Annotated in this window: 5 protein-coding genes and 1 rRNA gene; 4 read left to right on the forward strand and 2 right to left on the reverse strand. The window is 57.4% G+C overall.

Annotated features, from left to right (window positions below; genetic code table 11):
- Positions 1-521: transposase (locus BHAP_RS02400; RefSeq protein ID WP_211279670.1), on the forward strand; the 521-nt coding region annotated here is incomplete at its 5' end.
- Between the two features lie 85 nt (positions 522-606).
- On the opposite strand, the gene BHAP_RS02405 is transcribed toward BHAP_RS02400, so the two are convergent.
- Positions 607-1,824 (reverse strand): ROK family transcriptional regulator, encoded by a 1,218-nt coding sequence (locus tag BHAP_RS02405; protein ID WP_094729226.1) that lies wholly within the window; start codon positions 1,822-1,824, stop codon positions 607-609.
- Positions 1,825-2,034: 210 nt separating this feature from the next.
- On the opposite strand from BHAP_RS02405, the gene BHAP_RS02410 reads away from it, so the two are divergent.
- Positions 2,035-3,876, forward strand: coding sequence for a glycoside hydrolase family 13 protein (locus tag BHAP_RS02410; RefSeq protein ID WP_094729224.1), 1,842 nt, complete (start codon positions 2,035-2,037; stop codon positions 3,874-3,876).
- A gap of 284 nt (positions 3,877-4,160) precedes the next feature.
- The gene (gene ilvA, locus BHAP_RS02415) at positions 4,161-5,426 is read left to right on the forward strand and encodes a threonine ammonia-lyase (RefSeq protein ID WP_094729227.1); all 1,266 of its coding nucleotides are present in this window, start codon (positions 4,161-4,163) and stop codon (positions 5,424-5,426) included.
- A gap of 65 nt (positions 5,427-5,491) precedes the next feature.
- On the opposite strand, the gene BHAP_RS02420 is transcribed toward ilvA, so the two are convergent.
- Positions 5,492-6,247, reverse strand: a complete 756-nt coding sequence (locus BHAP_RS02420) for a Sir2 family NAD-dependent protein deacetylase (RefSeq protein WP_094729225.1) — start codon at positions 6,245-6,247, stop codon at positions 5,492-5,494.
- 551 nt (positions 6,248-6,798) lie between these two features.
- Between BHAP_RS02420 and BHAP_RS02425 the strand changes: the two genes are divergently transcribed.
- A 16S ribosomal RNA gene (locus tag BHAP_RS02425) occupies positions 6,799-7,490 on the forward strand; the annotation flags it as partial.

Below are 7,490 nucleotides of genomic sequence, written 5' to 3' on the forward strand. Positions count from 1 at the left end.
GATTGGTAACGGGTGACCGGTGCGCGGGACTCGTGGCCGCCGTGAACGAACTGTTGCCGGAGGCGCGTTATCAGCGGTGCATGGTGCATTTCGAACGCAATATCCTCGCCAAGGTCAACCCCAGAAACCGGGAGTGGGCTGCGGACGCGCTTAAGGCCGTGTTTGCTATGGAATCACGCGACAAGGCGTTGGAGAAGGCGGAATCCGTCGCCAAGGAACTGGAGACAAGGAAGCTCAGAGAGGCTGCCAAATGCCTGCGCGAAGGCATTAGCGAGACGACGACCTACCTGCTCGACGACTATCCGAGGGAACATCGCCGGCGCATCCGTACGAACAACATGATCGAACGATTGAACCGCGAGATCAGGCGACGCACGCGCGTGGTCGGCTCGTTTCCGGACGGGCGGAGCGCGTTGATGCTCGTCTGCGCGCGCGTCCGCTACGTGACCTCGAACGAGTGGTCGACGCGCCGTTACCTCGACATGTCCCGGCTCGGTGAGAGCGTACCAGTAGCGAACTGATCATCGTCGCAGAGCCGGGCGAAGACCAAAGTGCGCAAGAATCCGGGCACTACCCATCGTCAGACAAACTATGCAAGAGTCGCGCTCACCCGATATATCGCGCAATAACGCGCGCGGCCGCTGCTTTCGCCCACAACTGCCAATCGTGATCAACCACGGTGAACTGCACCGGCGCCGCCTGACTATGCCGATATCGACGAATGCCATCGCGCACGCAATCCGCCCCCATTTTCGCCAAAAACGCAGATTCGCCCGCGATCATCACTTTCGACGGCATCGCGAGATTCGCCACGGTCGCAATCAGCGTTCCCAGTCGGAAACACGTGCGATTCACCAGTCGTACTGCTTGCGGCACACCAGCGCGCGCATCGGCCACAAACCGATCAAATCCGCACGCCTGCCCAATTATTTGCGAATACTGACTTGCGATCGAATTATCGGTCAGACATTCCGCGCACCCGCGGTGACCGGCAACGCATTCCGGCCCTTCCGGATCAACCAACACGTGCCCAACCAAACCGTAGCTTTTATCCGGGTACGTAACCGGCTCGCCGTGAATCGCAAGCGAATAACCAACTCCGACGCCAATCGTCACCACCGCGAACGTTTCCAACCCGACGCCCGGCCCAAACCAGCTCGCATCCACGAGTAGTGAGTCAATATCGTTGTAAATATTGCACGGCAGACCAGTCGCGCGCTCGGCCATCGATTTGAGATCAACCGCGTCATCCCAGTGCAAAAATGGCGCAAACGTTACGATTGCGTCACGCTCAACGTGACCGCCGACCGCAATACCGACCGCAGTCGGCGCGGGCAGTGTGGTCGTCGCGATGTCCGCTTGACATTCGCTCACCAGCGCGGCGATCGCAGCAGTGACGTCCGCGGGAGACTGGTCGGTCAGCGCGCGTTCGTGACGACTAGATACGACTTTGCCGTGCGCGTTCACCGCCGCCGCAACGGCCGACGTACCGTGAACTTTGATACCGACGAATGTGCGCGCGTTTTCACACAGTGCGAGTGCAGTTTGCGGGCGTCCGCGACGGTCGGAACTCTCTTTTGGCGTGAATCCTTGCGGAAGCGGGCCGCGCGCGACCGTGTCTGCTGGCAGTTCTTCGATAACGCCTGCGTAGATGAGATCGCTGGTGATGCGAGATAGTGCGCCTTGCGAGAGCCCGAGGAGTTGCGCGAGCGTCGTGCGGGCGATTGGACCGTACTGCGCGATCGCTCGTGCGACGCGATGCATGTATTCTGAACCCTCGAACCAGTGGGGAAAATCGCCGTTTTCCGCCGAAATAAACGTCATATCAGCCACCTCGCGTTATTTCTTTTCCTCAACAACAAAAATACCGCAGTTGGGCGGCGGCGGTCGAATCGTTGGCTGAAATGATTTTCTTTCCGACGCACCCGGCGAGCGGGCAGATGGGAATGTAAATCCGTATTTTTTATGCTGGCTTATACCGGATGAATCACGGCGTGCTGATAAGCGCGTCAACGCAAGCAAAGGAGCCAACCGATGACCTCATTCAACCGACCGACCCTGCCAAACGATATCCGTACAAACGGCGCGACCCCGAATCCGTGGTGGGCCAACGCCGTCGTCTACCAGATCTATCCGCGCTCCTTCCAGGACACGAACGGCGACGGCTTCGGCGACCTCAAGGGCATTACGAGTCGTCTTGATTATCTTTCTGATCTTGGCGTGGATGTGCTGTGGTTGAGCCCGGTTTACAAATCCCCGCAGGACGATAACGGTTACGATATTTCCGATTATCGCGATATTGATCCGCTCTTTGGCACGCTCGCGGATATGGATGAGCTGCTGGCGGAGGCGCATAAGCGTGGTCTGAAGATTGTGATGGATTTGGTGGTGAATCATACGTCTGATGAGCACGCGTGGTTTGAGGCTTCCAAAAATCCCGACGATCCGCACGCGGACTGGTATTGGTGGCGTCCGGCTCGCCCGGGCACTACGCCCGGTGAGCCCGGCGCTGAGCCGAATCGTTGGGGTTCGTATTTCGGCGGTTCCGCGTGGGAGTACGACGAGACGCGTGGTGAATACTATTTCCATCAGTTCTCGAAGAAGCAGCCGGACCTTAATTGGGAAAATCCGGCGGTGCGTCGCGCGGTGTACGACATGATGAACTGGTGGTTGGATCGCGGCGTGGATGGTTTCCGTATGGATGTGATCACGCTGATTTCCAAGCGCACAGACAGTAACGGCAAGCTCCCCGGCGAGGCTGGTTCCGAGCTTGAAGATGGCCCGATCGGCGAGGAAGGTTACTCCAATCCGAGCCCGTTCTGCGCTGACGGTCCTCGCCAAGACGAGTTCCTTGCCGAAATGCGCCGCGAAGTATTCGACGGCCGCGACGGATTCATGACCGTCGGTGAAGCTCCCGGCATTACCGCGCAGCGCAACGAATACATCACTGACCCAGCAAACGGCGAGCTCGACATGCTATTCCTGTTCGAGCACGTCGATTTCGACAGCGACGGCATCAAATGGAAGCCGCGCGCGCTCGAACTGCCCAAGCTCAAGCGCATCATGGCCGGCTATCAAACTGCAGTTGCCAAGGCTGGCTGGGCGAGCCTATTTACTGGCAACCACGATCAGCCGCGTGTCGTTTCGCGCTGGGGCGACGACTCGAACGAAGACGACCGCGTGCGTTCCGCGAAGGCGCTCGGCTTGATGCTGCACATGCATCGCGGTACGCCGTACGTCTATCAAGGTGAGGAACTCGGCATGACCGACGCACATTTCACGCGTCTCGACCAGTACCGTGATCTCGAATCGCTCAACGCATTCCGCCAGCGCGTTGAAGAAGCACACGTACAGACGGCCGAGTCGATGATGATCGGTTTGGCTGCGCGTAGTCGCGACAACGCGCGCACGCCGATGCAGTGGGATGCGTCAAAGTACGCAGGTTTCACCGCACCGGACGCGTCGACTGAACCGTGGATTTCAGTCAATCCGAACTGTGCGGAGATCAATGCCGCTGCTGAATTCGATGATCCCGAGTCGGTGTATGCGTTCTACAAGCGACTGATCGCATTACGTCACGATAATCCAGCGGTTTCGGCCGGCTCGTGGACGCTGGTTGACGCTGACGATGAGCATGTGTACGCGTTCGTGCGTTCGCTTGGCGACGAGCGACTGCTGACGGTTGTTAACCTGTCTGGCCGCACGGTTGATTTGCCGGCTGAATCGGCGGCATTGGTGAGCGAAACGGCTGATTCTGCGTGCGGGCCGATTTCCGCCGACGCGATCGTGATCGCCACACATGACGCCGACCATGCGGTTGCGTCTCTCACCAAGCGCGAGCTCGCCCCGTGGGAGGGTGTGGTGATCCGGATCTGAGCGTCCTTGCGATCATTCTGAACATGCTTTCTTCAATCTGAGAGGCAGTTTTTCAGTTGTGCAGGGGTCTTTCTGCAATCTGAGAGGCAGGTATCGTCGAAAATAACGCCGTATTCCCCATAATCACAAGGATCTTGGGCATAATATCCGCAGTAACCTGCCTCTCAGATTGCAGAAAGACCCCTGCAACGCACAAAATCTGCCTCTCAGATTGAAGAAAGCATCCTTAGCTCGGTATGGACATGCGCCGCGTCTCGCCCACCGCGGCGCATACAATAGCGCACATGGAACAAACAGACGTCCTCAAGGCATTACAGCGTGACCACGCGGCTGAACTTAAGCTCGCCGCCGAACGGTTGAAGGGGACCGCTCGTCACACAGAAATCATCCCCTCCCCGGTTCTGTCCGAAATGACAGGCCACAAGATTCTCCTCAAACCAGAGAACCTGCAGGTCACCGGATCGTTCAAAATCCGCGGCGCATACAACAAGATCGCGTCGCTTTCCGACGAGGAACTGGCTCGCGGTATCGTCACCGCGTCGGCTGGCAACCATGCGCAGGGCGTGGCATACGCGGCTCGCGAGCGTGGTGCGAAGGCAACGATCTGCATGCCGACCATTACTCCGCCGCTCAAAGTCGACGCTACGAAGGCGTACGGTGCCGACGTTGTGCTGCATGGCGATGTATTCGACGAGGCCGCTGCGTACGCGGCCAAACTAGCCGACGAGCAGGGCATGATTTACGTACCGCCATTCGACGATTACGAGGTGATCTGCGGCCAAGGCACGATCGGTTTGGAGATTCTCGAAGATGTGCCAGACGTTACCGACGTGGTCGTGCCGCTTGGCGGTGGCGGACTTGGTGCGGGCGTTGCGCTCGCGATCAAGACGTTTAAGCCGCAAGTTCGTGTGATTGGCGCAATTCCGGAAGGCTCGCCGGCGTGGAAGGATTCGTTTGCCGCGGGTCGCGTGACCCCCGCCGATCAGGTGGTCACTTCGGCTGAAGGTGTGGCGGTTAAGCACCCGGGCGATCTGCCATTTGCTCTACTCAACGAGTTCCTTGACGATCTCGTTACTGTGACCGAGCGTGATATTAATGAGATGATTCTGCTCATGCTGGAAAAGCACAAGCTGGTGGTTGAGGCTGCGGGCGCGGTGTCGCTGGCGGCTCTTGAGCATCTCAACTTGCGCTCGCGTAAGTTCGCGTCTGCGCCGGGACCGCATGTGGTGGTGCCGATTATGTCGGGCGGCAATATTGATACGGTGACGATTGGCGCGGTGATTCAGAAGGGTATGATCGCGCGCGGCCGCATCATGAACTTCGAAGTTGAGTTGCCGGATGTGCCTGGTCAGCTGGTTAAGGTTGCGACGTTGCTTGCGAACGAACGCGCGAACGTAATCGCGTTGGATCACGATCAGTTTAAGGCATCCGGCCACTACACGAATTCGGTCGCGCTTGACGTGACGGTTGAAACGAACGGCCCGGACCATATTGATCGTATTCTCGCGGCGCTGAAGGCTGCCGGGTTCAGTCCTAAGCGCATCTACTGATCACTCGATCACTGTGCGGTTGGTTGTGGCTCCTCTTGCGGGGAGCCACAACATTTATGCGCGACTTACTGTGCGGCGGCGATCGTCTCGTCTACGAGTTTGGGCAGCGCGACAGCAATATCCTCGCGAATCAGTCTCGTGGCGAGGCGATCGTACTGCGTGCGTCCCATATTCATAATCGTGATCGGTACGCCGGCTTGCGCGGCAACCGGTACCAGCGATGCGGCTGGGAATACTTCGAGCGTCGATCCGATCACCCAGAATTCGTCGGCTTCGGTTGCGAGTTTCATGGACTTTTCCATTGCACCGTCGGGCAGTTGCTCGCCGAAGTAGACGACGTCGGTTTTGATGAGACCGTCGCATGGCATGTTGCCGTTGTATGGCAGTTTGCGGTGGCAGTGCGGGTCTGGTTCTTCGTCGAGTCGCGCCATGATATCGGCGGTGTTGTATTGTGCGTGGCATTTCATACAGTGCGATGTGCCGATGGTGCCGTGCAAGTTGACGATGACGTTTGACGAGTTGCCTGCTTTTTCGTGTAGTGCGTCGAAGTTTTGCGTGGCGAGCAGCGTGAGTAGTCCGGCCTTCTCGAGTTTGACGAGTGCCTTGTGCGCGGTGCCGGGTTGCGCATTCCAGACGGGGGATTCTTTTTGCCAGCGCCACGAGTATTCGCGTTCTTCTTTATTAGTGAGGAACGCGTCGATATCGTAGACGCTCATTTGTTCGGGATGTTTGGTCCAGACGCCGTCAGGACCGCGGAAGTCAGGGATGCCGGCTGATGTGGAGATGCCTGCGCCGGTCAGGACTGCGATTTTTTTCGTCATATATACAGGTATACCCGCGTTGAGTGAACGGTTGGTGTGCGTGAGTGAGTTTGGGCGCGTGCGCGATTCAGGTGAGGTATGTGCGAGATTTGCGCGACACGCCGTCTTGCATGGTGGAGTGAATGATTTTTGAGCGCTTGTGTGGGGTTAAGCTGTGGTTAGTGGGGTTGTGAGGGCTGATTTTAGCTTGTTGCGACACGCCGAGGGAACCGTTATATTGCAACGGTTTGCTCTGGTTTCGTGCGCACTGATTTGCGTTGGTGGTTGGGTTGGTGTAAGTTATTCACCTGTTGCCGCTCAGCGCGGCGGGGTTCCTTCCCTTGATGGTTTGGGGTTCTGCTGGGTTGGTGTGGTGGTGGTTTGAGAACTCAAGAGCGTGTTTGTACTACTTCTTTATGTTTGTGATTGCCAGTCCAATTCCCGCTTCAATGGTTTTGTTGGAGTACCTGGGAGGGTTTGATGGGGGTTGGGGTTTTTGTGCGAACGTCCTTCCTTATAGGACGATTGTCGATTTTTTGTTTTTGAGAGTCACTTCGTGTCTTTCTGCTTTTTTTGTGGAGGGTTCGATTCTGGCTCAGGATGAACGCTGGCGGCGTGCTTAACACATGCAAGTCGAACGGGATCCTCAAGCTTGCTTGGGGTGAGAGTGGCGAACGGGTGAGTAATGCGTGACTGACCTGCCCTGTACTTTGGGATAGCTCCTGGAAACGGGTGGTAATACTGAATGTTCCACATGATCGCATGTGATTGTGGGAAAGCTTTTTTGCGGTATGGGATGGGGTCGCGTCCTATCAGCTTGACGGTGGGGTGATGGCCTACCGTGGCTTTGACGGGTAGCCGGCCTGAGAGGGCGACCGGCCACATTGGGACTGAGATACGGCCCAGACTCCTACGGGAGGCAGCAGTGGGGAATATTGCACAATGGGCGCAAGCCTGATGCAGCGACGCCGCGTGAGGGATGGAGGCCTTCGGGTTGTAAACCTCTTTTACAAGGGAGCAAGGCTTTTTAAGTTGAGTGTACTTTGTGAATAAGCACCGGCTAACTACGTGCCAGCAGCCGCGGTAATACGTAGGGTGCAAGCGTTATCCGGATTTATTGGGCGTAAAGAGCTCGTAGGCGGTTCGTCGCGTCTGGTGTGAAAGCCCATCGCTTAACGGTGGGTTTGCGCCGGGTACGGGCGGGCTGGAGTGCGGTAGGGGAGACTGGAATTCCCGGTGTAACGGTGGAATGTGTAGATATCGG

The organism is Bifidobacterium hapali (genome assembly GCF_002259755.1).
Taxonomy (GTDB): Bacteria; Actinomycetota; Actinomycetes; order Actinomycetales; family Bifidobacteriaceae; genus Bifidobacterium; species Bifidobacterium hapali.